Consider the following 26996-nt stretch of genomic DNA (forward strand, 5'->3'; position numbering starts at 1 on the left):
GAGGAAAAGGGATGGGAGGGCCGTAGCCCTCCCAAGGGAGGATCAGTTGCTGATCAGACCCGCTTCTTTCGCGGCAGTGACGTAGTCTGCCTCGATATCGGCCAGAGTCGTCTGCGCGTCTTTGGCACCGGTCAGGTAGTCGGCCAGTCCGTTACCCAACGAGGTGTGCATGATGCCCATAGGACCGGAAGCCGGGTAAGCCTTGGCACCGCCTTCAGCGGACGCTGCAGCACCTGCAGCCAAAGGACCTGCCGAATAGGCCGTGCTCAGCCATACGGCGACATCGTTGTTCGCACTGACCGTATCGGAGTCCATGCCCTCAAGTGCGACGCGGAAGGCAGCATCTGCTTCTTCGTCGCTCATGTTCGACGCCAGAACAATACCGTCCCACCAGATTGTGGTCGCCGGAACCGCCGATCCCATTGGAGCCGCGGCCATGGTCACCTTGCCAACGACCTGGCTTTCGGCCTCATCATTCATCGCGGCTGCACGGCTGGCCCAAAGGTTTGCCATCGCGATCTTGCCCTGCTGGAACTGCTGCTGCACATAGGTCGAGTCAGAGACCAGATATTCCGGGTCCATGTACTCGGTCATGGCCTTCAATGTCTCAAGCGCTGCTACGCCTTGCTCATTGTTGATGGCAGGCATGTTGCCGTCACCAAAGAACGAACCGCCCTCGCCCAAATACATATTGACGAACTCCTGACCAAGGTTCCAACCGGTCTTGAACGTCCCACCAATGGGATAGTCCATGACGCCGGCTTCCTTGATCTTGGCAGCCGCGGAAAGAACATCGCCATATGTCTTGGGCTCTTCGATGCCCAGTTCAGCCAGAACATCGTCGCGATACATCAGGTGCTGCGCATTCACCATCATCGCAATCGCCATGGTCTTGCCATCAACTTTGATCAACTGATTGGGCAGCAAATCCTGACCGTACTTCTCGACCAGATCGTCCAGCGGACGGATCGTACCGGCGTTGAGCAAAGGCACCAGAGTTGCGTTCGAAACACCGCCGATCTGATAAAGCGCCGGATCAGCGGCAAATGCCTCAGGTTGCTTTTCGCGGAATTCCTGGTCCAGCGATGCGCTGAAATTGCCGCATTCTGCCATCGCATCGGTGACCGCCTTCCAGGCTTCAAAACCGGCGGACAGTGATTTCAGCGGTACATCATTTTCAAAGGCGCAATCTGCCCACGCGCCGGTGGCGGCGATGGACATGGCTCCGGCCATGAGGATCGTCTTGAGTTTCATAGGTTTCTCCCTGTCAGGATCGGTCCGTCGTCGACGTCCGGACCGGTGTTATGCCCTTTCGGGCCATTTGTGGGGTCAGCCCCCGATCCGCGCACCACTTCCAGCTTCGAAGAGGTGACAGATTTCTGTCGGCACCGAGAACGAGACCGTTTCGCCAATCTCGGCGCGGAATGCTTTGTCTGCTTTCACCGAAACCAGAGCTCCGCCTACCCGAACCGAGATCATGGTCGCGTCGCCCAGCAATTCCAGTGTATAGATCGGAGCGGTGATCTGACCTTTCCCATCGGCAAGGCTGGCATCTTCCGCCCTGAAGCCCAGTGTCATTGGACCGTCTGGGGCATCCACTGGGATTTCGACATGTTCGGCACGGAACATTCCGCCTGAAACGTCGCCATCCATCAAGTTCATCGCGGGTGAACCAATGAAGCTGGCCACAAACGTGTTTGCCGGCATGTCATAGATTTCCGTGGGGCTGCCAACCTGCTGCACCACGCCCTGTTTCATCACCACAACGCGGTCGGCCAGTGTCATCGCTTCGATCTGGTCATGGGTCACATAGATCGTCGTCACGGCCAGTTCGTGACTGAGGTTCTTGATCTGCGCCCGGGTGGAGACCCGCAGTTTGGCGTCAAGATTTGACAGCGGTTCGTCCATCAGGAACACATTTGGTTCGCGCACGATAGCACGGGCGAGCGCCACTCGCTGTCGCTGACCACCTGAGAGCTCGGCGGGTTTGCGATGTAGAAAATCGTCCAGCTCGACCATCGCGCTGGCGCGGCGTACCTTTTCGTCGTGGGTCGACGGGTCGATGCCGCGCACCTTCAGCGGAAAGCGGATGTTTTCATAGACGTTCATGTTGGGATAAAGCGCGTAGCTCTGGAACACCATTGCAACGTCGCGGTCCTTCGGCTCCAGATCGTTGATCACATTCCCATCGACCAGGATTTCGCCCTCGGTCACGTCCTCGAGTCCGGCGATCATCCGCATCGTCGTTGTCTTGCCGCAACCCGAGGGGCCGAGTAGGACCAGAAACTCGCGATCAGCAATGGTCAGGTCGAAATTGTGAACCCCAACAAATGAGCCCCATCGCTTGCCGACGTTCCGCAATTGAATTTCCGCCATGGTGCCCCCTGCAAGGAATCATTTTGCATACGTTTGCAAAACTGTAATTCGCATGTACCAAATCAGGCAAGACTTTTTTGCATGCGTATGCAAAACTACAGGAAGAGTCCGACTCAAACTGGCTTGGCACCCCTCGCAACACTTTGACTAAAATGGTAAATACCGTGAACTTTCAGATAGAAAAAAAACTTGTCTCTGCGTTTCATACCGCAATGGATTCCGCAGCGGAGAAAGAAACTCCGAAGGTAATGAGCCAGTTCTGCGCTTCAGAGTTGAAGTGGCGCGGCTTTCATCCGTTCAATGAAATCAACGGCGCCGAACAGGTTGCCCAGCAATTCTGGCAGCCGCTGAAGGGCAGTCTAGCTCACTTGCAGAACCGTGTGGATATTCTGTTTGCGGGGCAAAACGCGTTGCGCGGAGAGACCGACGTTTGGGTTGTCGCCATGGGCCATTTGATGGGGCTGTTCGATCGACCGTGGTTGGGTATTCGCCCAAACGGCAAATTGGCGTTCCTGCGTTATTGCGCGTTTTACAAAGTAGCTGGTGACAGAATTGTCGAAACCGCGATGTTCTTCGACATCCCGCACCTGATGGTCCAAGCTGGCCAGAACCCGTTCCCCCCTCAGACAGCAGCACATTTGGTGCAGCCCGGACCAAGGTCGCATGATGGATTGCTGCTTGATGAACAACCCGCAGACGAAGGCGAAAAGACACTGGCGGTCATCAACGCGATGATTGAGGATCTGGGCCGCTGGGACAGCGGACTGTCGCTGGAAGAAGAATTGGCGCGAACGTGGCACCAGGACATGATCTGGTGGGGCCCCGAAGGAATTGGCGCGACCTACACGATCGAACGCTATGCCAGGCAACACTCTGGACCGTTTCGCGCCGCTTTCACAGATCGATCAAAGACCAATCACGTCTGCCGCCTGGCTGAAGGGCATTACGGTGGCTTCTTTGGATGGCCCAACTTTACTGCTACGCCCACAGGGGGTTTCATGGGGATGCCAGCCACCGGAAACCCCGGTGAATTCAGGGTGATCGATATCTATCGCCGCGTCGAAGACAAGCTGGCCGAAAACTGGATATTCATCGACTTGCTGCATTTCTGGAAAGGGCAAGGTGTAGACATTCTGGCGCGCACCACCGGGATTGAAGCATCATGAGGATAGATGCGCATCACCACCTGTGGGACCTTTCGGCCGTGAACTACCCCTGGCTTATGGAGAAAGGTACAGTTCGGTTTTTCGGCGACCCGTCTTCCATCCAGCGGGACTATATGCTCCCGGAGTTTCGCGCAGACGCCATAGCCATGGGGTTCAGCGCTTCGGTACATATTCAGGTCGGTGCTGCTGACCCCTGGGCCGAGGCGCAGTGGGTACAATCCGTTGCCGACCAGTTCCCGGACTGGCCGTTGGTGCAAGTGGCATTCTGCGATCTGACCTCTGATGATCTGGATGCACAGCTCGACCGTCTTCAAACCCTGCCTTCGGTGCGCGGCGTTCGTCAGATTATTGGCCGCGCTCCGGGTGAAGACGCCTCAACTGGCACGAACGCGTTACTTGAAGACCCAAAGTTCTTGACTGGTTTGAAGCAACTAGGCACCCGGGGGCTGTCCTTTGATCTTCAACTGCTGCCAGAGCTGATGGGTCAAACCGCGAATGTCCTCGCACAGGCCCCGGAAACCCAGATCGCACTCTGCCACGCAGGTTCGCCGTACGATCGGACTCCGCAAGGTTTGCGAGTGTGGGCAGATGAATTGACGGCATTGTCAAGCCTGCCACAAATCTGTTGCAAACTCTCCGGCCTCGGAATGTTCGACCACAACTGGAACGCTGAAAGCGTCTCGCCGATCGTTTCAACCTGCTTGTCACAGTTCGGCGCCGATCGCTGCATGTTCGGATCGAACTTCCCGGTCGACAGCCTTACCTCAACTTACAAAGAAGTCGTTTCCCGACACGAGGAACTCATCCCGGAGTCGATGCTGGACGACGTATTTCGCGGCACATCAGAACGTTTCTATCGCATTGAATAGCGGCGGCACATTCAAGCCAGAATACCTGCGCCGTTTTACTGAGACTGCTTGGCAAACCCGGCGAAAGGCCATGCGAATGAAAGCTCCTGCACGCAGGCTTTAAAGCTGACCGGCAGGCCCGCACCTTCATGTCACCTGTTTCCTCTGATCCTCCATTCCCATTGAGCACAGAATCGGACTGCTGTTTTGGCGAGACTGAAACGTGGACTTGTCCGACAGTCCGGACCAATTTGTCAGGATCAGGCTTTGTGCGACGGCACCGCCCAGTGTGGTGCCAGGACCGGTCACAATGAACAGATCCGGTGCGAACTCGTGCGCGGCCTGCGCTATGGCATGGGTGAAATCATAAGTCTCGGTCACTTGATGGCCCAGGGTGTAATCCCAAAGCGCATTCAGGTCGCAAGCTCCGGGCCACCATATCCGGCCACGACCGTCGATCAGGGGTAGGTCCGGTTGCCGAAACAAGACAGCGCCCAGTTTCGTGCGGCCTTGCACCGAGACCGGAGCCTGAAGATGCGAATGGAACCCGGCATGGTTGGCCAATCGCATGGGAAAACGTTCCTGAGCCACAGGTACGGCCTTTTCGAACACGGCCAAACCGGCGTCGTCGCCTGCAAGTACCAACATGCCGCCCAGATCAATCGACAGGGTCAGCGTTGCATCGGTTCGGTCAATGTCATCCACCAAGGCAAGCAGCTCTGCCTTGCGGGCCTGATCAGGACGCCAGTCGGAATCCATGAAAGGATAGATCAATTGGCCACCGATCATGTTTTCCTGCATCAGAGTGCCCATGGTGTTGACCACCTCGAACCCTCCTTCGGCCGATAGCGCACCGCCGCAGGCCAGCGCCGAATACCAGCCCATCGAATTTCCCGTCACCGCGACCACTTCGATTTTGTCAGGATTGATGGCGCGGAAATCGCCCAGAGTAGCGGCGTAGATCAAGGCGGATGCATTGTCGCCTCGCGTGTGCTTGGCCATGGAATATCGTGCGGCACCGTCCAGTTCGCTGAGGGTGTCTTGCCCCTGCGCGCGCCGCATGTCATCAAAGCGCGCCAGAAGGGCCTTGTCGCTGAATTGCCGACCCAGAACACCCAGTTCGGGCTTGTTATAGGTACCTCGGCCGGGGCAGATGACGACGGCAGTTTGTTTGGCGGAACTCATTTGCCGGCCTCCATCAAGGATCGCGCGGCTGCTTCGATGCTTTCTTTCGATGGCATGGTTGCAGCATAAGCCGGGCCGGTGGCAATAAAGCTATCTTCGGCGGTAATTCGGGCCAGCGGCACATCGGTGGTTTCGTGGAAATGCGCCATGAGAGCTTCGGCCACACCGCCATGATGGCGGGTTTCGTCTACAATCAGTATGCGTTTGGCCCCGGTCACGGCCTGTGTCAGTGCCGCTTTGGGTAATGGGGACAACCAGCGCATATCAACGATCCGGGTTTTGATCCCGTCAGCCTGCAACGCTTGGCGTGCCTGATGGCTGAGATAGACGCCATTTCCAAATGTGACAATTGCAAGATCGTTGCCGTCACCCTCCACACCTACCTCGCCGAAGCCGATCTTTTCAGGAGGGTCGGGATAGGTTTGCATCCAGCCGCCGTCTCCGGCCTCGTGCAGGTCCCGCATCGGGTAAAGCGCGATGGGTTCGAGGAAGACGACCAGCCGCTGTTCTTCACGCGCGAGGCGCACGCATTCTCGCAGCATCCGCGCGGCGTCGGCACCGTTCGACGGGCAGGCCAGGATCAGGCCCGGAATGTCGCGTAATACAGCAACCGAGTTGTCGTTGTGGAAATGTCCGCCAAACCCTTTTTGATACCCCAGTCCGGCAATGCGCACGACCATCGGGTTGGTGTATTGACCGTTCGAGAAAAAGGGCAGGGTGGCGGCCTCACCTCGCAGCTGATCCTCGGCATTGTGAAGATAGGCCAGAAACTGGATTTCCGGCATTGGCGTGAACCCGTTCTGAGCCATGCCGATCGCCAGGCCCAGGATCGACTGTTCGTCCAGCAACGTGTCGATCATCCGGTCAGGGCCAAACCGTGTTTGCAGCTTTTGGGTCACGCCGTAAACGCCGCCCTTGCGCCCGACATCTTCGCCCATCATGACGATCTCGCCATGTTCCAGCATCAGATCGGTCAGTGCCCAGTTGATCAATCGCGACATGATCTGCGGTTCGGAATGTGCCTTGAGGTCGCTGCCGAACACCTCGGTCCGACGCTCGGGTGCTGGGCCATTGGTTGGTGCGCAGGGGCGCGCGGGCGGGATCAGGCTGGCCATCACCTCTTTGGCATGTTGCAGGCGAGGGCGAGTGACTGCCTGATCGGCCACGCGGGCAACCCGGGCGCAGGTATCATTATAGACGCCTAGCGCCTGTTCCGGGCTCATCGCGCCGAACTGATCCAACAGGCGCACGGAATGCAGCAGCGGGTCGTTGGCCTCTTCGGCCTCAACCTCGGCCTTTGGCATATATGTGGTTGGCATATCGGCCCCGGCGTGACCGTACAGACGAACAGTCCGAACATGCAGAAAGGCGGGTTTCTTTCGGCTGCGCACATAGTCGGCCGCCTGTTGCGCAACGTGGTAGGAGTCAAACATGTCCAACCCGTCGCACGAGAAGTACTTTAGGCCGGGGCGACCCGAGAAAGTGGCCGCGATCCAGCCTTTCGGCGTTTTGGTCGAGATACCGATTCCGTTGTCTTCACAGCAGAACAGCAGGGGCAGGGGTACTGACTGGAAAGACGTCCACTGCGCTGTGTTGAACGCACCTTGTGCGGTGGAATGGTTGGCCGAGGCATCACCGAAGGAACAGAAGACGATGGCGTCGTCCGGCATATCTGCATGTTCCGGACGGCGACGACGCGCTGCGCTAATGCCATACGCCGCGCCAACCGCCTTGGGAAGGTGGCTGGCGATGGTCGAGGTCTGCGGTGGAATGCACAGCGCTTTTGATCCCAGAACCTTGTGGCGCCCGCCACTGATCGGGTCTTCGGAGGACGAGGCAAAGGACAGCAGAATGTCCCATGTCGGGCTTTGACCCGGCACCTGATCCGAGCGGGCAATCTGGAATGCCGCATCGCGGTAGTGCAGGAAGGCCGGATCAGTCGGGCGCAGGGCTGCGGCAACAGCCGCCATGCCCTCATGCCCGGACGACCCGATCGTGTAGAACCCCTGACCCGCCTTCTGCATCGCTCGGCTTTGCTGGTCGAGCGCCCGGCTCAGGCATTGCGCCCTGAAAAGCGCAACGGCTTCTGGGCCGGTCAGAGGACCTGACGGAGCGGTACCTTCAGGAAAGTCCAGCGCTGCAACCTGGCGCAGGAAATTGTCATGCACGATTGCGGCGCGATCCATGTCAGATGTCCTTAGGCGAAGGCTTGCAGACCTGTCTGCGCACGACCTAGGATCAGGGCATGCACGTCATGGGTGCCTTCATAGGTGTTGACGGTTTCTAGGTTCACCATGTGACGGATCACGTGGAAGTCCTGACTGATCCCGTTGCCACCATGCATATCGCGGGCATGACGGGCGATCTCAAGCGCCTTGCCGCAATTGTTTCGTTTGATCAGGCTGACCATCTCGGGCGCAGCACGGGCTTCGTCCATCAGGCGACCCACGCGCAGCGCGGCTTGCAGGCCCAGCGTGATCTCGGTCTGCATGTTGGCAAGCTTCAGTTGAAACAGTTGTGTCTGCGCCAGCGGACGGCCGAACTGTTTGCGGTCCAACCCATATTGCCGGGCCGCGTGCCAGCACGCCTCGGCTGCGCCCATTGACCCCCATGCAATGCCGTAACGCGCACGGTTCAGACAGCCGAATGGGCCTTTCAGACCTTCGACATTGGGCAGCAGGGCGTCTTCGCTGACCTCGACATTGTTCATCACGATCTCACCGGTGATCGAGGCGCGCAGAGACAGCTTGCCTTCGATCTTGGGGGCCGACAGCCCAGCCGTTCCCTTATCCAGAACAAAGCCCTTGATCTTGCCGCCATGCGCCTCGGATTTGGCCCAAACAACGAACACGTCCGCGATCGGGGCGTTCGAGATCCACATTTTCGACCCGTTCAGTACATAGCCGCCCTCGGTTTTCCTTGCGATTGTCTTCATCGAACCGGGGTCGGAACCGGCATCGGGTTCAGTCAGCCCAAAACAGCCGATATATTCGCCGCTTGCCAGTTTCGGCAGGTATTTCGTGCGCTGATCTTCGGTGCCGTAGGCGTAAATCGGATACATCACCAGGCTGGATTGCACCGACATCATTGAGCGGTAGCCGCTGTCCACACGCTCGACCTCGCGCGCGACTAGACCATAGGTCACATAGCTGGACCCAATACCGCCATATTCCTCGGGAATGGTTGTTCCCAGCAACCCCATCTCGCCCATCTCGCGAAAGATGGCTGGGTCGGTTTCTTCATTGGCAAACGCGGCAGTTACCCGAGGCAGCAGCTTATCTTGCGCGTAGGCATGTGCAGCGTCACGAACCATGCGTTCGTCTTCGGCCAACTGGTCTTCCATCAGGAACGGGTCGTCCCAGGTGAAGGGACCGAGATGCGGGGCGGATTGAGGTTTCATGCAAGTTTCCTTTCCACAGCGGTTTTCAGACGTGCAAGGCCCGCTGCAATTGTATCTTCGGCATAAGCGAACGACAGGCGAAGATGGCCCGGCATCCCAAAGGCGCGGCCGGGCACCAGGGCAACGCCGGCATCTTCCAGCAACCACGTGCAGAATTCCGCGTCGCTGTCAAATGGCCCGCCTTGTTCCTTCAGCAGATCAGTGCAGGACGGAAAGGCATAAAACGCCCCGTCCGGTGCTGAACAGCGCAATCCGGGCACCGCGTTCAACCCGTCTACGACCAGGTCTCGGCGAGTGGCAAAGAGGGCGCGACGCTCCTCCAGCAACCCGGGTTCGCAAGTGATCGCGGCCAGCGAGGCCCATTGTGAGATTGAGCATGCCCCCGATGTGACCTGTCCCTGTACAGCGACCATGGCTCTGATCAGATCGGTCGGTCCGATACCCCAGCCAATGCGCCATCCGGTCATTGACCAGGCTTTGGCCACACCGTTGACGATCAGCACGCGATTGGTCAGCGCCGGGGCGGCCTTGGCCACTGAAGCGAAAGGCACATAGCTGAGATGGCGGTAAATCTCATCCGCCAGAATCCAGACGTGAGTGTGGCGTTCCAACACCTCGAAAAGTCCTGAAATTTCTGCTTTTGAGTAAATCGAGCCTGACGGGTTCGAGGGCGAATTCAGCATCAGCCAGCGCGTGCGCGGTGTGATGGCGGCCTCCAATTGTTCAGGCAGCAGTTTAAAGCCCTGCTCCATCGGGCAAGGCAAAACCACCGGCACCCCACCTGCCATGCGGACAATATCGGAATAACTCGTCCAATAGGGTGCAGGCATGATGACTTCGTCGCCGGGGTTAAGGCTGGCCAGCATCGCATTTGCGATTACCTGTTTAGCGCCTGTTGATACGATGACCTGAATCATCTCGGCGCCCGCTTGTCGGGCGATTTCCACGCGCAGTGCAGGCACACCGGCAGTGGGTGGATATTTGGTTTTACCTTCCAGTGCTGCTGAATGCGCAGCTTCGACCACATAAGGCGGTGTAGGCAGGTCCGGTTCGCCGGTTGACAGCGCCAGAACATCGCGCCCTTCAGCGCGCAGGCGGGCGGCGGCCTCTGAGATCTGGACGATTTCCGACAATTCGATACCGTTCAACCGGTCAGCGCGCTGGAACATCATGAAACTTCCTCTGCAGATGAGTTTGGTTTTAGCCAGAAAGTCACTTGAGAAAAATACGCCAATAAGTATCCTTTCAGTGACTAAAACTCATGAATGTCATGCCCCGCATCAACTCACTGCCATCTCTTGCGCTCATGCGCAGTTTCGAAGCCGCCGCGCGCCATGAAAGCTACACAATGGCGGCCGAGGAGCTTGGCGTGACCCAAAGCGCGATCAGCCGTCAGGTCCGAGAGCTTGAGGCCGCGATTGGCGTTACGCTGTTTCGGCGGGTCGGTCGGGCCGTGCGCCTGTCAAAAGCGGGGCGGGCCTTGCGAGACGAGCTGGCAGGTGACCTTGAGCGTCTCAGTGGCACGATCAACCGTGCAATTGCAGCAGGAGACGGAGCGTCGCTGTTGACCTTGGCTGTACTGCCCACCTTTGCGACGCGGTGGCTGGTGCCGCGCCTGCCGGATTTCAAAATGCGCCATCCGGGGATTGAACTGGACCTGCACTCCTACACGACGCCTTTCAGCCTTGAAGAACGACGCACGGATCTGGCAATCCATTTCGGGCAGGAGGATTGGCCGGGTGCGCAATTGCGCAGGTTGTTCCCAGAGCATCTGGTGGTCACGGCAGCACCCGAGTTGCTCAGGCGTCACAGGCTGGACACCCGCGCGCAAACCTTTGATCTGCCGCTTTTGCATCTGACCTCGCGCCCCGAGCTGTGGTCCACCTATCACTCTCAGCTCGGGCTGGATCCGGGGGCGGTTTTTCTGGGGATGCGGTTTGACCAGTTCTCGATGCTGATCGAAGCCGCAGTCGTCGGTTTGGGTGCCGCTATTCTGCCCTCTTACTTGATTGAAGAGGAGGTGGCATCCGGCGTTCTGACCGAAATCGGCCAGATCACCAACACGCCGAACAGCGCCTATTACATTGCGACGCCAACTGGTCAGAAGAACGACGCGGTTCAGGCTTTTGCAAACTGGATCAGCAAGCAGACGCGGGCACGCGGGTAACTGGGCAAATACAGAAGATCGAATTCATTGCCCGCAGGCACATCTCAGGCAAAAATCTGCCTGAGCCAGGTTTCAAACATCTGTTTTGCAGCTGCGTTCGCGTTCGATCTCTGCCCATCGACAAGGAAATGGTTCTGTTCGATTGGAATGGCGTCCCCGACAATCGCGATGGACCTTCCGGCCTCGATTGCCGTTCTGGCAAAGCGCTCAAGGATTACTGCGTATCCTCCACCTTCCGACACAATGTCCACGGCGGCAATTGTCGTGTCCACGGTGTAGGAAGACGCCGTGGGAGAATACGTTATGCCGAATGCGGAGAAATACCTGTGCCACATGTCCTGAAACCCCAAGATCTGTATCTGCGGTTTATCAAGCAGTTCTTCAGTTGAAGGCCATTTCTGATTTCGCGACTTGGTCGCAACCGGAACGATGCGCTCATCCGAGATCTTGCTGATTGGCCCATCGTTCCATTCCCTGTTTCCCAAACGCAGTTCGACATCAACGTTTTCCCTGCCTGCGGATTCTGCCCAGATATTTGAAACCAACCTGATGGATACACCCGGGTGGGCGCGCGAAAACTCGGGCAATTTGCCGGCAAGGAACAAGCTGGCCGTGGAAATCGGCACACGCACGACCAACTCGTGCTTCTGACTGGAACCAAACAGGCTTGCGGTTGACAGGTCGATATCGCCCAAAGCGCGCCGAACAGAGAACGCATACGCCTGTCCGACCTCTGTCAGGCTTAGATTCCGAGCGGCGCGAAAGAACAAAGGGCAGCCCAGCTGTGCTTCCAGCGAGCGAACGTGCAGGCTCAAGGCCGTCTGTGTGATGCCCAGTTCTTCTGCCGCAGCAGTAAAGCTCATATGCCGTGCGGCACAGTCAAAAGACCGTAGCCAGACCAGATTGGGCGATTTGGACATTTCCAGCACCAAAAAAATTTATGGATACTGGCGATATTTATTCGTTTTACACGCTGCATTCAACGCCCGTAAATTTCATCAGGGAAAAACAGTGCTGGTCATCAGATTGGGCATCGGAAAGGGAACGCAGGTATGAAAGTTGGATTTATCGGCCTTGGAAATGTCGGCGGGAAACTCAGTGGCAGTTTGCTGCGCAACGGCGTTGATCTGACCGTACACGATCTGAACTCTGATCTGGTGTCAGGTTTCGTCGACCGCGGGGCAAAGGCTGCCGAGAATCCGGCACAACTGATGCGGGATTGTGATGCGGTCATCACCTGCCTGCCTTCTCCGGCGGCTTCGGACGCCGTAATGCAGGAAATGCTGCCCGAAGTGACCGTGGGCAAAATCTGGATGGAAATGTCCACGACGGATGAAGCAGAGGTCAAGCGTCTGGGTGCTATGGTGAAGGATCGCGGTGGCGCTGCCGTCGATTGTCCGGTCTCGGGCGGATGTCATCGGGCGGATACCGGTAATATTTCGATCTTTGCCGGATGTGATCGCGCCACGTTCGAACGTATCCTGCCGTTCCTGACCACGATGGGGCGTCGCATTCTGCACACGGGCGAACTGGGATCAGCTTCGGTGCTGAAGGTGCTGACCAACTATCTGGCCACTGCAAACCTGATCACCTGTTCAGAGGCGCTTGTCGTCGCCAAAGCCGCCGGAATGGATTTGAATACGGCGTATGAGGCAATGAAGATCAGTTCGGGGACATCCTTCGTGCATGAAACCGAAAGCCAGGTAATTCTCAACGGATCTCGCGATATCTCATTCACGATGGATTTGGTTCTAAAGGATATTGGCCTTTTCCAGGAGGTGGCAGATCGCGCCGGGGTGCCGCTGGAGATCAATCCGCTTATGATCGAGGTTTTCAAGGATGGGATCGAGAAATACGGCCCCCGTGAGTTTTCCCCCAACATCATCCGCCGGCTTGAAGACAAAACCGGGCTGGATATCCGCGCACCGGGATTCCCATCGGAAATGCTGGACGATGAACCTGAAGAGCCCGGTTACGAAGTGATCCCGCAGGGATCTGACCTGAAGGCCGCCGAATAGGGCGGTGCGCGGCGGGCAGGAAACGGATCTACAGCATGGCGGATCATCATTCTTACGCCGTTACGTTCGCCGACATGGGGGATCCTGCATCACGCCTGAAGCAAATCGGCTGAAACGTCTGGCCGTTTTTCGTGCCGCGGTTGCTGAGGGGAACGGTTCGCTTTCCGTTGCAGGTGTCCGCAAGAAACCGGATGGGCGGGGCAAGTTGCGCAAGGCGCTCGATAACCACCGCCCGTGCCACGAATAGGTCACATCATGTATCGCCGGCCATCACGCAAATATCCTTACGAGCCTCCTCCGGCTTGGTCCTGAAAAAGGCGACTTTATTCAGGAAAGGACAATCACGTGACGACCCAAGATGCGAACCCTCAGGACACCACCTACGCACCGCCCGAGCCCGGCCCCATGAGCCGCGAATGGCATTGGCACCCGGACTTGCCGGTGAAATACGCCCCGTACTGGAACTGGCCGCCGAAAATCGGCGTCTTGGCGAAATGGGTTTGGCAGAACTGGCTTCAGTTCTCGGACCGCTCGATCTTTCTGGCCTTGGCCTTCCTTGTGGCCTTCTGGATACAACCCGTCGATGCCGGGCAGGCCTCGTTTGCCCCGGGCTGGATGTCATGGGTATTCATTCGGAACTGGGTGCTGCTGTTGATCGTCGCGGGTGGCCTGCACATGTGGTTCTACGGGGTCGACGGGCAGGGAAAGCTGCTGAAATACGACCCGAGACCCTACATGAAGCGCAAGAATGCTTTGTACAAGTTCGGCTATCAGACCTGGGACAACATCTACCATTCAATGGTCTTTGGCGCGACATTCCTGTCGATGCTGGAGTGCTTTCTGCGCTGGATGTACGCCAACAACTATATTGCCTCGCCCAGCTTCACCGCGCATCCGGTCTGGTTCGTGCTGCTGTTTCCGATCCTGGCGATCTGGCAGAGCTTTCATTTCTACGTGGTGCATCTGTTTCTGCATCAGCCGTTCATCTACAGACATGTTCACGCCGTGCATCACCGCAACGTCAATACCGGCCCATGGTCGGGCATGTCGATGCACCCCGTCGAGGCCTTCGGATATCTTAGTGCCATCCTGATCGTGTTGGTACTGCCCAGCAACCCGGTCCACATGATCTTTCTGGGCTATTGGCTTATGCTGGGTGCCGCCTCGTCTCATTCCGGGTACGAGGCCATCTGGGTGCGCGACCGTCAGGCGTTGTTGATCGGGGCGTTTTTCCACCAGTTGCATCACCGTTATTACGAATGCAATTACGGCAACGCGGAAATGCCCTGGGACAAGTGGTTCGGTACCTATCACGACGGCTCGGAAGAGGCCACAAAACGAACACGCTACCGCAAGCGCGAAATGCACGCCAAATAGGGCGACACGCAACGCGGGCCGTGCGCAGATGGCGCCGCTATGGCGGATCATTTTTCTTGCCCGACAACGCTTGATTGAACCGACCCCGTTGCCGAAATCCTGACCCTATACGAAACTGGGCGCGCGGGGCCGGATGGCAATTCCCTCCGGCCCGATTATACTGGGCAAATGAAAGATACCGCTCCAGATTGGTTTGAAACCTGTGTCAGCCAGCTGACCACAACAAGTACTCAACGTGTGTGGTCAGTTCTGGTCACGATTTTCGGCGATCTGGCGCAGGATGGGTCGGATCAGATCAGTGGATCGCTCATTACGGCGCTTACGCGTCTGGCGGGGATCAGGGCCGAGGCCACACGTGTTGCGTTGCATCGGTTGCGCAAGGAAGGTTGGATTGAAAGCACGCGGGTTGGTCGGAACAGTGTGCACAGGCTGACCAGCTTTGGTCGCAGTCAAAGCGTAGCGGCCGCATCGCGTATCTATTCCCGCGACTCGAACATGCCGGATATCTGGCATGTCCTCATCGCCAGCAACTCGGAAAGTTCCCGGAAGGAATTGTCGGATCTGATGCTGACAGGAGATTACTTCTCACTGAATGCGTCCACAGCCATGGCGCCCGGGCCGATGCCGGATGACCTTGAGGAGCTTCTGGGTTTCGAGAGCGACACGATTTCCGTCCCAAACTGGCTTCGGGATCTGTGTGGACCGGAGCCGCTGAAAACCGCCTATGATCAATTCTGGGACGCAATTCAGATTGTTGAGCGGCTTTTGCCTGCGGAAGGGGCGGGCGATCCGATGCGTTCGGCGGTTTTGCGCGTATTGGTCGTGCACGCTTGGCGACGTATCGTTCTGCGCCATCCGAGCCTGCCGCCGGTTTTCCTGCCGGACGACTGGAAAGGCGCCGCGTGCAGAGAAGCTGTCTCGCACTTGTTGGACAGGCTGCCGCGCCCGTCGCTTTCGAGCTTGGAAGCCGAGCTGATAGACTAACCCTCAGCAAGGCAAAATTCGGGCGAGCTGTTGGATTTCCTGCCATAATCAAGAGTGGCTGTGTCGTTTTGTGCAGTCACGAAAACCTCTTTGGTCAGCAGTCACCTTTAATGTTACAGGATGTGCGACACATGAGAAAATTGAGTAACATAAGTCTTGCATCGAATCAGGGGAAGATTTATTAACCGACCAGACGGTTGATATTGTTCCGAGGGAACAGGGGTACTCTAAGATGGACGCTTTCATTTGTGACGCGACGCGCACTCCGATTGGACGATACGGAGGAGCGCTCTCGTCGGTCCGCACAGATGATCTGGCCGCTCTTCCTTTGGCGGCTTTGAAGGCGCGCAACCCTCAGGTCGACTGGGCCAGTGTTGACGACGTGATCTATGGCGATGCCAACCAGGCGGGCGAGAGCAACCGAAACGTTGCGCGTATGGCGGCACTGCTGGCGGGTTTGCCGATTGAAGTGCCGGGAACGACGGTGAACCGTTTATGTGCCAGCGGCATGGATGCTGTGGGAATGGTGGCGCGCGGCATCAAGGCGGGCGACTACGATCTGGCCATCGCGGGTGGCGTGGAAAGCATGTCCCGCGCGCCGTTCGTGATGCCCAAGGCAACTTCGGCGTTTACCCGCAGCAATGCGGTGTACGACACCACGATCGGTTGGCGCTTTGTGAACCCAAAAATGAAGCAGGCATACGGCGTGGACTCCATGCCGCAAACGGCCGACAATGTCGCCGAAGATTATGGTATCAGCCGGGAAGACCAGGATGCCTTTGCTGCACGCAGTCAGTCCCGCTGGGCCACCGCGCATGCGGCTGGGGTGTTCAAGGACGAAATCACGCCGGTTTCGGTTTCCCAGCGCAAGGGCGATCCGATTTTCGTTGATACGGACGAGCACCCGCGCCCGGGAACTACGGCCGAAAAACTCGCGGGTTTGAAAGGTGTGAACGGGCCCGACAAAACCGTGACGGCGGGGAATGCATCCGGTGTGAATGATGGCGCAGCGGCGATCCTGATGGCGAATGAGGCCGCAGCAGCCAAGAACGGTCTGACCCCGATAGCCCGGGTGGTTGGCATGTCGGTTGCAGGTGTTGCACCACGTGTAATGGGCATCGGCCCGGTGCCGGCTAGCCGCAAGGTTTTGGCCCGGGCAGGGCTGAGCGTGGATCAGATGGATGTGATCGAGTTGAATGAGGCGTTTGCGTCTCAGGGCCTTGCCACCTTGCGCGAGCTGGGCCTGCCGGACGACGCGCCCCACGTGAACCCCAATGGCGGGGCCATCGCTTTGGGCCATCCGTTGGGTATGAGCGGCGCGCGTCTGGTGCTGACCGCAGCCTATCAATTGAAACGTACCGGGGGTCGCTATGCGCTCTGCACCATGTGTGTGGGTGTCGGGCAGGGCGCTGCCCTTATTCTTGAACGCGTGTAACGGAGGAGACGGGACATGTATGCTCAGATGGTAGAATCCGAAGCGTCAAATGATGATCCGGACAAGCTTGCTGAATTCCAGGCGCGGATCGACGCGGATATCAAGATCGAGCCTAAGGATTGGATGCCTCAGGGGTATCGCAAGACCCTGATCCGTCAGATTGGACAGCACGCTCATTCCGAAATTGTGGGCCAATTGCCCGAAGGTAACTGGATCACGCGCGCGCCGACACTGGAGCGCAAGGCGATCCTTCTGGCCAAGGTGCAGGATGAGGCCGGGCATGGGCTCTACCTGTATTGTGCGGCCGAAACGCTGGGTGTCAGCCGCGACGAGATCACCGAGATGCTGCTGGACGGCCGCATGAAATACTCGTCGATCTTTAACTATCCGACGTTGAACTGGGCCGATATTGGCGCGGTTGGATGGTTGGTCGACGGGGCGGCGATCATGAACCAGGTGCCGCTGCAAAGAACGTCATTCGGACCGTATTCCCGCGCCATGATCCGTATCTGCAAGGAAGAGAGCTTCCATCAGCGTCAGGGTTATGACGCGATCCGCAAGATGGCCGAAGGCACGCCCGAACAGCGCAAGATGGCACAGGATGCGATGAACCGTCTGTGGTACCCGTCGCTGATGATGTTTGGGCCCTCGGACAAGGACAGTGTGCATTCGGCGCAATCCATGGCCTGGAAGATCAAGATCAACACCAATGACGAACTGCGTCAGAAATTTGTCGATCAAACCGTTCCGCAGGCCGAATATCTGGGTCTGACGATTCCCGATCCGGACCTGAAATGGAACGAAGAGCGGGGCCACTATGATTACACCGATCCCGATTGGTCCGAATTCTTTGACGTGATCAAGGGCAATGGTCCCTGCAATATCGATCGTCTGGCCGCACGGAACAAGGCTTGGGACGACGGCAAGTGGGTTCGTGACGGGCTGTTGGCCCATGCCCGCAAGAAAAAGGCCGGCAGTCTGGCTGCTGAATAAGCTTACCCTGAGGAGGAAACCCGATGAACACCGAATGGCCCCTGTGGGAAATCTTCATCCGCGGCCAACATGGGATGAGCCACCGACATGTCGGTTCGCTGCACGCCCCGGACGCGGAAATGGCAATCAAGAACGCGCGCGATGTCTATACCCGCCGCAACGAAGGCGTCTCGATCTGGGTGGTCGAAGCCAACAACATATCGGCCTCGTCGCCCAGCGACAAAGGTCCGTTGTACGAACCAAGCGAAAGCAAGGTGTACCGCCACCCGACTTTCTTCGACATTCCCGATGAAGTGGGGGCAATGTGATGACCCGGGATGAGGCATTTCTGCAATTCCTGCTGCGAATGGGAGACAACACCCTGATCCTCGGCCACCGTGTCAGTGAGTGGTGCGGCCATGCGCCGGTGCTGGAGGAAGATATCGCATTGGCCAACACCGCGCTGGACCTGATAGGTCAGACCCAGATGTGGCTGGGTCTTGCGGGCGAGGCCGACAGTGGCAAAAGCGCCGACGATCTGGCTTTCCTGCGCGACGCCTGGGATTTCCGCAACGTGTTGCTGGTCGAGGTGCCGAACGGCGATTTCGGCCGTACGCTGATGCGCCAGTTCCTGTTCGATGCGTGGCATTTGATCATGCTGGGACGCCTCATGACATCCTCGGACGAGCGGGTCGCAGCAATCGCCGCCAAGGCCAGTAAGGAAGTTACCTACCATCTGGAACGTTCGGGCGACACGGTTGTCGGGCTTGGTGACGGAACCGAGGAAAGCCATGCCCGGATGCAGGACGCACTGGATTACCTGTGGCCCTATGTGGGCGAGATGTTTGCCAGCGACGAGGTTGACGCCCAGATGCTCGCCGCAGGTATCGCGCCGAACCCGGAGGACTTGCGAGAGGAATACGACGCTCTGGTTGAGCGGGTTCTGAACCAGGCAACGCTGACCGTTCCTGAAAGCCGTTTTGCCCATAAAGGCGGCCGCGATGGGCGCATGCATACCGAGCATCTGGGCCATCTGCTGACGCAGATGCAATGGCTGCAACGCGCCTATCCCGGAGCCAAGTGGTAAGAGCGGATGCGGGTCCCGACTGACCAGATATGGAGCTGGCTGGATGCCGTGCCCGATCCCGAAATCCCGGTGATTTCCGTCGTGGATTTGGGCATTGTGCGTGATGTGCGCTGGGAGGCTGACACGCTGGTCGTAACCGTCACGCCAACGTATTCCGGTTGCCCGGCGACGTCCATTATCAGTATGGATATCGAAACCGCCCTGCGCGATCACGGCATCGGGGAACTGCGCATAGAAACCAGCATTTCGCCCGCCTGGACCACCGATTGGCTCAGCGAAAAAGGTCGCGCCAAGCTGGAAGACTATGGAATCGCGCCGCCGCAACCCGCCGGCGGCCCGGATCGCTGCCCCCATTGCGGTAGCAAGGCAGTCGAAAAGGTCAGCCAGTTCGGCTCGACCCCATGCAAGGCCCATTGGCGCTGCACGGATTGTCTGGAACCCTTTGACTATTTCAAGTGCATCTGAGGAGGAGCACCGGATGGCACGTTTTCACGACCTGAAAGTCACCGACATCCACAAAACCATCCGCGATGCGGTTGTTGTTACGCTTGAACCCGTAAATGGCGCAGCGGAACAGTTCGACTTCGCCGCCGGCCAGTACCTGACTTTCCGGCGCGAATTTGACGGCGAAGAGTTGCGCCGCTCCTATTCCATCTGTGCTGGCAAGGATGACGGTGTTCTTCAGGTTGGCATCAAACGCATCGAGGGCGGAGCCTTCTCAAGCTGGGCAAATGAAGAGCTCAATGTAGGTGACGTTGTGCAGGCGATGCCACCAATGGGCAATTTTCACGTACCCATCGATGCGGATGCGGAAAAACAATACCTTGGCTTCGCTGGCGGATCGGGAATCACGCCTGTTCTGTCGATCCTCAAGACCACATTGGCCGGTGAACCCAAATCCCGTTTTACGCTGATCTATGCCAACAAGGGCATCAACACGATCATGTTCCGTGAGGAATTAGAGGATCTGAAAAACCTCTATATGGGCCGGCTGAACGTTATCCACATTCTCGAAACCGACGCGCAGGAGATTGACCTGTTTACCGGTCTGGTAACGCAGGAAAAATGCCGCGAGCTGTTCAAGCTCTGGATCGATATCAAGACTGCAGACACGGCGTTCATCTGCGGACCAGAGCCGATGATGCTGGGTATTGCTGCCGCGCTGCGGGAACACGGGCTTGAGGAAAGCCAGATCAAGTTCGAACTCTTTGCCAGCGCCCAGCCGGGTCGGGTCAAGCGCAAGACAAGCGCGGCAGAGGCAGGCACGCAGGCAAACCAGACCAGCGCTTTGATCACATTGGATGGCGCTACGCAGACCGTGACCTTGCCGAAAGATCAGTCCATTCTGGATGCAGCCTTGGAAAATGCCATGGACGCGCCTTACGCCTGCAAGGCCGGGGTTTGTTCAACGTGCCGCTGCCGTGTCGTAGAAGGCGAGGTCGAGATGCTCGCCAATCACGCGTTGGAAGATTACGAGGTCGAAAAAGGTTATGTGCTGAGTTGTCAGGCTTACCCGGTGACCGACCGCGTGGTCGTGGACTACGACCAGTAAAGGGAGAGGATCAATGACCGACGCCATGACACTCGACAGCTACCTGGCCGCAGGCGGAGTGCTGACCAATCCGACCAATGTACCGCCGCGTTACCGCGCCGAGCTGATGAAACTGATGGCTACGTTTGTGGACAGTGAACTCGCTGGTGCCGCAGGGTTTGCTGATGTCATCAACCAAGGCCTTGGCATAAAGGAACGCATTGCGGCGGCGAAAATTGTGTTGGAAAAGACGGACCACGCGGACCGGGTCCTGAAAATCATGGGTGAGTTCGGTGCCGATACGGATCGGTATGCCACGCACCACCCGTGGACTGCCCGGTTGGACCGTGATGCGGATGTTGGTGCGGTCCGCAGCGAACATGACATGCGTCTTGCAGTATTCAATTATCCGATTTCGGGTTGGACTGATGCCGTCGTCATGAACCTGCTGATGAGCCGCGCCGTAGCAGAGCAACTGGCGGAGTTTTCGACCGTCTCTTACCAGCCTCTGGCCGAGGCTTTTCGACAGATCGCACCGATCGAGGCACATCACGGCGAACTGGCGTTGGAAGGCGCTGTGAAGCTGGTTGAAAACGGAGAGTCACAAGACATGCAACGCGCGGTGGACTATTGGTGGCCCCGCGTAGCTGTGTCTTTCGGGAGAGATGATCCGAAACGATTTGAGCACCTGAAGTCACTGGGCTTGCGCCACAGAGCCAACACTGCGCTACGGGAACGTTGGACACAGGCAGCGGGTGCAGCATTGAAAAGGTTGGGTTTGAAACCACCTTCCTAGCCAGAGTATTTCTTAAGGAGTGAGAGCAATCCGTTTCTGACGTGATTTGACAAGCGCGTTGGCGATTGTGACGTGTTCCTGAAGGATCGGTTGGCTGGTTTCAAAACGCCTTGTCAGAGAGGTGGCAGTGCCAGGTTTCCCTGACATTGCCTTTGAGACGAAGTATGTGGCGATTTTTTCGGTCTGCGAGTTAAACCGCCCTGTCTCGTGGAAGGCTGAACCCGGCCGTTTTCGCGACCAGAACCGGGTTTGCAACCGGACTAGAGACACTCGGCCAGAGTTTTTGCCATGTTGAGAATAACTTGCGGGTAGAGATCGGCTCCGGGTTCAAGATCAGAGCCCAGCGGATCGATTACGCCCGTTTTGGCCTCGGTCCCATTCAGTACGGTTTTGACGATGCCGGGGTTGAACTGTGGCTCGGCGAGAACGCAGCTGATACCTTCTTCGCGGATACGGCTTTGAATCTCAGCAATGCGAGCCGGGCTCGGGTCCGAGGCGTCGGCGATCGAAATCGCTCCTACGGCAGGGAAGTCAAATGCGTCTTCGAAGTACTGATAGGCGTCATGGAAGACGATAAAGCTTCCACCACGAACCGGATCAAGCGTCTCAGCCACTTCCGCAGATAGCGCAGCCATTTCTTCGCGCGCGGCTGCGGCATTTGCAAAATATGCGCCTGCATTGTCCGGATCGGCTGACGACAACTGCGCGGCGATCAAGTTCAGCCAGGTTTCAGCATTTGCCGGTGAAAGCCAAGCATGTGGGTCGTGCTCGCCGTGCGCGTGATCGTGATGATCATCGTGGTCGGCGTGTTCCTTGTGATAGTGGTCATCATCCTTGGCATGGTCGTCGTGATCATGCTCGTCTTCATGCGCATGCTCATCATCGTGATCATCATGATCTTTGTGGTCCGCATGATCGTCATGATCGTGGTCATCGTCCTTCGCATGATCGTCATGATCATGCCCGTCGTCTTCGGTATGCTCATCATCATGATCGTGTTCGTCTTCGTTCTCATGATCATGGGCCTCGAACAGAGCGCTTTCACGGAAATCAAGAAGAACAGTGCCATCGGAGTCCAGTAAGGACGTGACGGTCGCTCCGTCTGTAAGGGTTTCGACTGCACTTTCCATCCACGGTGTCAGGTCTTCTCCCATCCAGAACACCAGATCGGCATCCTGCAATGCCGCCGCCTCGGACGGGCGCAGGTTGTATTCATGAGGGGAGGCACCCGGTGTCACGATCAGGGCAGGCGAGCCGACGCCCTCCATGACACGAGCAACAAGCGAATGGACTGGTGCGATGTCGACCGCGACGTTTGGAACCTCTGCAAGGGCCGTGCCACCCATCAATGCAACCGTAATCGAAACTGGAAGAAGCTTTCTGGACATCAGACCCTCTGTGTGATTTTATAACGTTACGAGTGGCAATACATGATATGAAATAACATGACAAGTGATACGCATCCTGTCTCTGCCGGTGAAACAGCCCCGGTCGGTTTTCAGGAACATGACCACCAGACTTGCGTCAAAACGGCGTTGGTATCCGCCGAGGCGCGGTGCAAGGAAGAAGGGCTGCGTCTGACGCCGGTCCGGCGCAAGGTTCTGGAGATGTTGCTGCAAGAGCATCGGGCCCTTGGTGCTTATTCGATCCTTGACCGCTTGCGCGATGAAGGATTTGGATCTCAACCTCCGGTCGCCTATCGGGCGCTGGATTTCCTCGTTCAAAACGGGTTCGTTCACAAGATCGAGCGCCTGAATGCATTCGTTGCCTGTTCTCATCCCGGCGCGTCGCATTCTCCGGCGTTCATGATCTGCAGGAAGTGCGATGCGGTTGCCGAGGCTCAGTCCACGCCTGCCAAAGGTGTTCTTGGTGCTGCTGCGCGCGCAGCGGGTTTCGAGATCGAGCGAACGGTTGTAGAAGCCGAGGGACTTTGCCCCGACTGCACCGAAAAGGCCTGAAAATGTCGCTCGTTTCTGTCGAGAATCTCAGTGTGCGCTACGGTGCCAATACTGTTCTGAGCCATGTGGATATGGCAGTCGAACCTGGTGAGATCGTCACCATCGTCGGGCCAAACGGATCGGGTAAAACCAGCCTGTTACGGGCTATCATTGGCGCGACCAAGCCATGTGCCGGGCATGTATCACTAAAACCCGGATTGAAGATCGGATACGTGCCACAAAAACTGCATGTCGACCCCACGTTGCCAATCTCTGTCGAGAGATTCATGCGCCTGACGGATCGCGTTTCACGTCGCCAATGCGTCGAGGCGCTGGAAACGGCGGGCGTCCCGGATCTGTTGAAGCGTCAGATGTCGCAATTGTCGGGCGGTCAGTTTCAGCGTGTGTTGCTGGCGCGGGCGCTGATCAACAAACCTGACGTCCTGCTGCTGGACGAGGCGACACAGGGACTGGACCAGCGCGGTTCGGCGAGTTTCTACCAGCAAATCGAAGCTGTGCGCCGCGAAACCGGATGCGCCATTCTCATGATCAGTCATGAATTGCACGTGGTCATGAGCGCCTCGGACAGAGTGATATGTCTCAACGGGCATGTCTGCTGCGAGGGATCGCCTGCGGTGGTCGCCTCGGCACCGGAATACCGGGCCTTGTTCGGAACGGGCACAGGCGGTGCGCTTGCCCTTTACCGGCACGAGCATGACCACCATCATGACCATGATGCAAACCCCCAGAAAGCGGCGGAATAATGCTTGACGATTTTATGATGCGGGCAACGCTCGCGGGTGTCGGTGTTGCGTTTGCGGCTGCTCCTCTTGGGTGTTTCGTGGTGTGGCGCCGCATGGCGTATTTCGGTGATGCAACCGCACATGCCGCTATTCTGGGCGTGGCCCTGTCGCTGACATTTCAGATGTCGATCTTCACCGGTGCGCTGGCCGTTGCACTGATTATGGCGCTGGCGGTCACTTTGCTGGCTGGTCGTGGCTATGCGATGGACACGCTGCTGGGGGTGTTGGCGCATTCCGCTTTGGCCTTCGGTCTTGTTGCTGTCTCGTTTTTGTCCGGCGTCCGCATAGATTTGATGGCATATCTGTTCGGGGATATTCTTGCAGTATCCCGTTCTGATCTCCTTGTGATCTGGGGCGGCGCGGCGCTTGTCGTGGCGCTGATTGCCTGGCGATGGTCTCAACTACTGACGGCCACATTGAATGAGGAACTGGCCTATGCCAGTGGTTTCGACCCCAGGCGGGAACAGTTGATCCTGACCCTGTCTTTGGCTGTAACCGTGGCTGTTGCGATCAAGGTCGTGGGGGTATTGCTGATTGCGGCGATGCTGATCATTCCCGCGGCGGCTGCGCGGAATCTGGCCCGGTCACCGGAATCCATGGCATTGATAGCAGCAGGAATAGGCGCGTTTTCCGCGATCGCGGGGCTAAGAGCGGCCTATGTTTTCGATACCCCGGCAGGGCCTTCGATCGTCTGCGTGGCCGCTGTTTTGTTTGCCTGTCTCAGCGTGGTCGGATGGCGAACGCAGGGCAGGGCCTGATCGACCCGGGCGGTAAGCGAATGTCATTCACGTTAACCAGATAGGTCCTGGTGTTGTCCGATGCAGGTGCGCATAAAAAAGGCCCGCAGACTGAGTGCGGGCCTTATTCATTCTTTGACGATACAGCTTACTGCGGAATCTCGCCTTCCAGCCCTTCAACATAGAAGTTCATACCAGCCAGAGTGCCATCGTCAGCGGTTTCGCCTTCAGCCAGCCAGTCGCTGCCGTCCTGCTTCTTCAGCGGACCGGTGAACGCGTGATAGCTGCCATCTGCAAGCGCCGCCTTCAGGGCCAGCGCCTCTTCTTTGACGTCTGCGGGAACCGCGTCCGAAATCTCGCCGATTTCAACCATTCCTGCTCCGATACCATCCCAGGTGTTGGAAGACGTCCAGGTCCCGTCCATAACGGCCTTAGTCCGCGCGATGTAATAGGGGGCCCAGTTGTCGATGATCGATGACACACGCGGGAGCGGTGCGTATTCGCTCATGTCCGATGCCTGACCAAAGGTGATCACATTGCCGGCCTCTTGAGCCGCTGCTTGCGGCGCTGTCGAGTCGGTGTGCTGCAGGATTACGTCGGCACCCTGTTCGATCAAAACGGTGGCGGCGTCAGCTTCTTTCGCCGGGTCGAACCACGTGTAGGCCCAGACAATCTTGAACTCGACATCCGGGTTCACCTTCTTGGCGTGGATATAGGCCGAGTTGATGCCACGGATCACTTCGGGAATCGGGTAAGAACCGATATAACCGATGATGTTGGACTTGGTCATTTTGCCAGCGATGTGGCCCTGAACGGCGCGGCCTTCGTAGAAACGAGCCGAGTAGACCGAGACGTTGTCGGCGGTTTTATAACCGGTCGCGTGCTCGAATTTCACGTTCGGAAACTTCTTGGCCACGTTGATGGTAGGGTCCATGTAACCAAACGAGGTAGTGAAGATCAGATCTGCGCCTTCCAGCGCCATCTGCGTCATCACACGCTCGGCGTCCGGACCCTCCGGAACTGATTCGACGAATACGGTTTCAACCTTGTCCCCGAACTCTTTTTCAACGGCCTGACGGCCCTTGTCGTGTTCATAGGTCCAGCCGCCGTCTCCGACAGGGCCGACATAGACGAAACCGACTTTGGTCTTGTCTTCGGCCATGGCCCCCGAGGCCAGACCCAGCGCCATAGCGGCACTTGTCAGAAGTGTAGTGAATTTCATGTGTTACTCCCCAAATTGGTTCTGTTGGCCCCTAGTGTGAGGCATGGAATATCCGGCCCAGTGAAGCAGGTGCGCTGCTCTTGTCGGCCGAAAGGATCACAAGCACAAGGATCGTGATGATATAGGGCGACATTGCCAGATACTCGACGGGAATGGCAACGCCTGCAGCCTGCAAATTAAGCTGCAATACCGTAATGCCGCCGAACAAATAGGCACCCAGCAGTACCCGCCACGGCTTCCAGCTGGCAAAGACAACAAGAGCCAATGCAATCCAGCCGACTCCGGCGGTCATGCCCTCGGTCCACTGCGGCACTCGGATCAGGCTGATGTAGGCGCCGCCAAGACCGGCGCAGGCACCGCCGAACATGATGGCCAGAATGCGGATCTTGATCACCTTGTAGCCAAGCGCATGCGCGGCATCGTGGTTTTCACCGACCGCCCGCAGGATCAGACCAACACGAGTAAATTTCAGCACCGCCCAGACGGCTGCCGTTATCGCGATGCCCAGGTACAGGACCGGGTCATGTTGGAACAAGATCGGGCCGACAACCGGGATATCGCTGATCAGCGGAATATGGATGTCGCCCATACTGGGGGGTTTGATCCCAACGTAGCTCTGCCCGATTAGTGCACTGAACCCAAGGCCGAACAGCGTCAGAGCCAAACCGCTGGCTACCTGGTTGGCCAATGCAAACTGCGTCAGCAAGACAAACAGAAGCGAAAGAACAGCGCCGCCGATGGCAGCAGCGACAAAGCCCAGCCAGGGCGAGCCCGTCTCGACCGAGATGGCAAAGCCGCTGATTGCGCCCACGATCATCATGCCTTCGACGCCGAGGTTCAGAACACCTGCCTTTTCGACGACCAGTTCTCCGATTGCGGCAAGCAGCAGAGGCGTTGCGGCCACCATCAGTGAGGCGACCAGAAGTACGGGGTTGATTTGGCCAAGATCCATGAG

The 26996-nt window shown here is 57.7% G+C and carries 26 protein-coding genes; 16 read left to right on the plus strand and 10 right to left on the minus strand.

What is annotated here, in order from left to right:
- Positions 1-42 precede the first annotated feature (42 nt).
- Both AC2FFA_RS09030 and AC2FFA_RS09035 read right to left on the minus strand, forming a co-directional pair.
- Positions 43-1254, minus strand: coding sequence for an ABC transporter substrate-binding protein (locus tag AC2FFA_RS09030; RefSeq protein WP_299897765.1), 1212 nt, complete (start codon positions 1252-1254; stop codon positions 43-45).
- A gap of 75 nt (positions 1255-1329) precedes the next feature.
- Complete coding sequence (locus tag AC2FFA_RS09035) at positions 1330-2376, minus strand: ABC transporter ATP-binding protein (protein ID WP_117873055.1); 1047 nt, start codon at positions 2374-2376, stop codon at positions 1330-1332.
- A gap of 212 nt (positions 2377-2588) precedes the next feature.
- Here AC2FFA_RS09035 and AC2FFA_RS09040 point away from each other — a divergent pair, with 212 nt between their 5' ends.
- The gene (locus AC2FFA_RS09040; RefSeq protein ID WP_496851243.1) at positions 2589-3542 is read left to right on the plus strand and encodes a nuclear transport factor 2 family protein; all 954 of its coding nucleotides are present in this window, start codon (positions 2589-2591) and stop codon (positions 3540-3542) included.
- A complete protein-coding gene (locus AC2FFA_RS09045) occupies positions 3539-4411 on the plus strand; it encodes an amidohydrolase family protein (protein WP_496851245.1) in 873 nt (290 codons plus the stop codon). The genes AC2FFA_RS09040 and AC2FFA_RS09045 overlap by 4 nt, the downstream gene beginning before the upstream one ends.
- A gap of 126 nt (positions 4412-4537) precedes the next feature.
- Here the strand turns inward: AC2FFA_RS09045 and AC2FFA_RS09050 are convergent, their stop codons facing one another.
- From AC2FFA_RS09050 to AC2FFA_RS09065, 4 genes are read right to left on the minus strand one after another with little or no spacing between them, the layout of a single operon-like run.
- Positions 4538-5575, minus strand: a complete 1038-nt coding sequence (locus AC2FFA_RS09050; RefSeq protein WP_496851247.1) for an ACP S-malonyltransferase — start codon at positions 5573-5575, stop codon at positions 4538-4540.
- Positions 5572-7761, minus strand: coding sequence for a dehydrogenase E1 component subunit alpha/beta (locus AC2FFA_RS09055; protein ID WP_496851248.1), 2190 nt, complete (start codon positions 7759-7761; stop codon positions 5572-5574). The genes AC2FFA_RS09050 and AC2FFA_RS09055 overlap by 4 nt, the downstream gene beginning before the upstream one ends.
- A gap of 11 nt (positions 7762-7772) precedes the next feature.
- Positions 7773-8975: an acyl-CoA dehydrogenase gene (locus AC2FFA_RS09060; RefSeq protein ID WP_117873060.1), complete on the minus strand. Its 1203-nt coding sequence runs from the start codon at positions 8973-8975 to the stop codon at positions 7773-7775.
- Positions 8972-10147 carry a pyridoxal phosphate-dependent aminotransferase gene (locus tag AC2FFA_RS09065; protein ID WP_496851250.1) on the minus strand — a complete coding sequence of 392 codons (1176 nt, stop codon included), beginning with the start codon at positions 10145-10147 and terminating at the stop codon, positions 8972-8974. Before AC2FFA_RS09065 ends, AC2FFA_RS09060 begins: the two co-directional genes overlap by 4 nt.
- An 89-nt stretch (positions 10148-10236) precedes the next feature.
- On the opposite strand from AC2FFA_RS09065, the gene AC2FFA_RS09070 reads away from it, so the two are divergent.
- On the plus strand, positions 10237-11142 hold the full coding sequence (locus AC2FFA_RS09070; protein WP_496851252.1) for a LysR substrate-binding domain-containing protein: 906 nt from the start codon (positions 10237-10239) through the stop codon (positions 11140-11142).
- Between the two features lie 44 nt (positions 11143-11186).
- Here AC2FFA_RS09070 and AC2FFA_RS09075 read toward each other — a convergent pair whose 3' ends face one another.
- Positions 11187-12062 (minus strand): LysR family transcriptional regulator, encoded by an 876-nt coding sequence (locus AC2FFA_RS09075; RefSeq protein WP_117873062.1) that lies wholly within the window; start codon positions 12060-12062, stop codon positions 11187-11189.
- A gap of 132 nt (positions 12063-12194) precedes the next feature.
- On the opposite strand from AC2FFA_RS09075, the gene AC2FFA_RS09080 reads away from it, so the two are divergent.
- The 10 genes from AC2FFA_RS09080 (at position 12195) to AC2FFA_RS09125 (ending at position 21342) form a co-directional block, all read left to right on the plus strand.
- The gene (locus AC2FFA_RS09080; RefSeq protein WP_496851254.1) at positions 12195-13160 is read left to right on the plus strand and encodes an NAD(P)-dependent oxidoreductase; all 966 of its coding nucleotides are present in this window, start codon (positions 12195-12197) and stop codon (positions 13158-13160) included.
- 345 nt (positions 13161-13505) lie between these two features.
- Positions 13506-14537, plus strand: coding sequence for a sterol desaturase family protein (locus AC2FFA_RS09085; protein ID WP_496851256.1), 1032 nt, complete (start codon positions 13506-13508; stop codon positions 14535-14537).
- Positions 14538-14705: 168 nt separating this feature from the next.
- Positions 14706-15521, plus strand: a complete 816-nt coding sequence (locus AC2FFA_RS09090) for a PaaX family transcriptional regulator C-terminal domain-containing protein (protein WP_496851258.1) — start codon at positions 14706-14708, stop codon at positions 15519-15521.
- 232 nt (positions 15522-15753) lie between these two features.
- Entirely contained in the window at positions 15754-16956 is a 1203-nt protein-coding gene (gene pcaF / locus AC2FFA_RS09095; protein ID WP_496851260.1) for a 3-oxoadipyl-CoA thiolase, read from the plus strand.
- A gap of 15 nt (positions 16957-16971) precedes the next feature.
- Positions 16972-17949 (plus strand): 1,2-phenylacetyl-CoA epoxidase subunit PaaA, encoded by a 978-nt coding sequence (gene paaA, locus AC2FFA_RS09100; RefSeq protein ID WP_496851261.1) that lies wholly within the window; start codon positions 16972-16974, stop codon positions 17947-17949.
- Between the two features lie 23 nt (positions 17950-17972).
- Entirely contained in the window at positions 17973-18257 is a 285-nt protein-coding gene (paaB, locus tag AC2FFA_RS09105) for a 1,2-phenylacetyl-CoA epoxidase subunit PaaB (RefSeq protein ID WP_050604311.1), read from the plus strand.
- A complete protein-coding gene (paaC, locus tag AC2FFA_RS09110) occupies positions 18257-19015 on the plus strand; it encodes a 1,2-phenylacetyl-CoA epoxidase subunit PaaC (protein ID WP_496851263.1) in 759 nt (252 codons plus the stop codon). Before paaB ends, paaC begins: the two co-directional genes overlap by 1 nt.
- Positions 19016-19021: 6 nt before the next feature.
- Positions 19022-19480, plus strand: a complete 459-nt coding sequence (paaD, locus tag AC2FFA_RS09115) for a 1,2-phenylacetyl-CoA epoxidase subunit PaaD (protein ID WP_299897812.1) — start codon at positions 19022-19024, stop codon at positions 19478-19480.
- A 13-nt stretch (positions 19481-19493) separates the two neighbouring features.
- Complete coding sequence (locus AC2FFA_RS09120; protein ID WP_496851265.1) at positions 19494-20567, plus strand: 2Fe-2S iron-sulfur cluster-binding protein; 1074 nt, start codon at positions 19494-19496, stop codon at positions 20565-20567.
- A 13-nt stretch (positions 20568-20580) separates the two neighbouring features.
- On the plus strand, positions 20581-21342 hold the full coding sequence (locus AC2FFA_RS09125; protein ID WP_496851267.1) for a Phenylacetic acid catabolic protein: 762 nt from the start codon (positions 20581-20583) through the stop codon (positions 21340-21342).
- A 260-nt stretch (positions 21343-21602) separates the two neighbouring features.
- Here AC2FFA_RS09125 and AC2FFA_RS09130 read toward each other — a convergent pair whose 3' ends face one another.
- Complete coding sequence (locus AC2FFA_RS09130; RefSeq protein WP_496851269.1) at positions 21603-22730, minus strand: zinc ABC transporter substrate-binding protein; 1128 nt, start codon at positions 22728-22730, stop codon at positions 21603-21605.
- A gap of 57 nt (positions 22731-22787) precedes the next feature.
- Between AC2FFA_RS09130 and AC2FFA_RS09135 the strand changes: the two genes are divergently transcribed.
- From AC2FFA_RS09135 to AC2FFA_RS09145, 3 genes are read left to right on the plus strand one after another with little or no spacing between them, the layout of a single operon-like run.
- Positions 22788-23300: a Fur family transcriptional regulator gene (locus AC2FFA_RS09135; protein ID WP_496670420.1), complete on the plus strand. Its 513-nt coding sequence runs from the start codon at positions 22788-22790 to the stop codon at positions 23298-23300.
- A 2-nt stretch (positions 23301-23302) separates the two neighbouring features.
- Positions 23303-24043 (plus strand): metal ABC transporter ATP-binding protein, encoded by a 741-nt coding sequence (locus AC2FFA_RS09140; protein ID WP_299897817.1) that lies wholly within the window; start codon positions 23303-23305, stop codon positions 24041-24043.
- The gene (locus AC2FFA_RS09145) at positions 24043-24840 is read left to right on the plus strand and encodes a metal ABC transporter permease (RefSeq protein ID WP_496670422.1); all 798 of its coding nucleotides are present in this window, start codon (positions 24043-24045) and stop codon (positions 24838-24840) included. Before AC2FFA_RS09140 ends, AC2FFA_RS09145 begins: the two co-directional genes overlap by 1 nt.
- A gap of 127 nt (positions 24841-24967) precedes the next feature.
- Here AC2FFA_RS09145 and AC2FFA_RS09150 read toward each other — a convergent pair whose 3' ends face one another.
- Positions 24968-26041, minus strand: coding sequence for a BMP family ABC transporter substrate-binding protein (locus tag AC2FFA_RS09150; protein ID WP_117873078.1), 1074 nt, complete (start codon positions 26039-26041; stop codon positions 24968-24970).
- A 31-nt stretch (positions 26042-26072) separates the two neighbouring features.
- Entirely contained in the window at positions 26073-26993 is a 921-nt protein-coding gene (locus tag AC2FFA_RS09155; RefSeq protein ID WP_117873079.1) for an ABC transporter permease, read from the minus strand.
- Positions 26994-26996: the final 3 nt, after the last annotated feature.

This window comes from Ruegeria sp. YTSB088 (assembly GCF_059609825.1).